The organism is Paenibacillus maysiensis, from assembly GCF_000520815.1.
In the GTDB taxonomy this organism is placed as follows: Bacteria; Bacillota; Bacilli; order Paenibacillales; family Paenibacillaceae; genus Paenibacillus; species Paenibacillus maysiensis.
This window is the reverse complement of the sequence record NZ_ASRY01000055.1, coordinates 1-1,292: the sequence shown is the minus strand read 5'-3', so window position 1 is coordinate 1,292 and position 1,292 is coordinate 1. Positions and strand designations below refer to the sequence as shown.

The window sequence follows — 1,292 nt, the reverse complement described above, 5'->3', positions numbered from 1 at the left end:
TCGCCACCATATCCGCTCCGCCAAGCCCACGCTGCCGGGCCGCATCGACGAACTGCCGGGCATAGTCTTTGCCGAATATTTCCCGGCCGGTGGACTTCGGCGGCTTCCGGGCGAAGTAGGGATGCTCCAGCATTTCCGATACCAGCGTCCCGTCGGGCTGGCCCTGCGATGCCCAGGCCCCGGCCTCGTCATAGGACAAGCGGCCATCCGTCAGCAGGTGCACCACCTGATCAATAACCATGTTGCCAGGACCGGTATCGAACGCGAAGACCTGTTCGGGAGTACACGAAGGCGGCAATACGGTGCAGTTGCCGATACCCCCGATATTCTGGAGCAGTCGTCCTTTTTCGGAATGCCGGAAGAGGATCAGGTCGCCATACGGAACCAGCGGCGCTCCCTGGCCGCCGACGGCCATGTCAGCCGGGCGGAAGTCCCCAACAACGTACCGGCCCGTTCGTTTGGCCAGCACGGACAAATCTCCAAGCTGCAAGGTGGAACGGAGCAGATGGGGATCATGGTCGGCTTTTTCCGGGATATGCCAAACGGTCTGTCCATGGGAGCTGATCAAGTCGATCTCTCCCATCTCCATTCCGGCGCCGCGCACCGCCTCAATTGCCGCTTCGGCAAACCGTTCGGCCAAATAGACATTCATGCCGCATACCAGCTCTACCGATGAATGCTCCACGGTGCACAGCGACTTGAGCCGCTCGCGGAGCGCAGCTTCATAAGGCACGCTGTGATAATGCAGCAGCTTCACCCGCGCACCCATTCCGCAGCCTTCAATAGACACCACTGCGGCATCAATGCCGTCCAGCGAGGTGCCGGACATCAGGCCGACTACAGTGGCGTTTGTTTTGTTCCAGAACGGGCCGATCATAGGCGTATTCCCCACCCCGCCGGATAAGCGGAACCCAGCGAGACCGGCAGCTGCCCGCAGAAAGGAATTTCTCCGAGCAGCGCTTTGGCCGCACTCTCCAGCGCGAGCGGACGGCTCTCGTAAACAGCGGCATAGACCTGCACTCCCGGCATGACGAGCAGGTCATACGGATTGCGCAGCGCGACGACGGCCAGTGGTTTGCCAAGCGTCTGCAATGCTTCGGCCAGCTTGGCCTGCGCGGGATTAAACCCGGCGTTGTAGGTGCCAAGCACAATCTGCCCGATTTCCTCCGCAGCGGCTGCGGCCAGCAGTTCCGCACTGTACTGTGCGAATTGGCTGGCCGGAATGACGCGGTCTTCGCAATCCAGGCCGCGCTTGCCCAGCGCCGCGCCAAGTCCGGGACTAGGCGCGAAGG

The 1,292-nt window shown here is 61.9% G+C and carries 1 protein-coding gene and 1 pseudogene; both read right to left on the bottom strand.

All coding sequences use genetic code 11. The annotated features are described in order from the left end of the window. The coding region (locus L696_RS0103950) for an anhydro-N-acetylmuramic acid kinase (protein WP_025682486.1) at positions 1–877 on the bottom strand (877 nt) is incomplete at its 3' end. Continuing rightward, positions 874–1,292, bottom strand: a pseudogene (locus L696_RS30820) (beta-N-acetylhexosaminidase); the annotation flags it as partial. The gene L696_RS0103950 and the pseudogene L696_RS30820, both read right to left, overlap by 4 nt.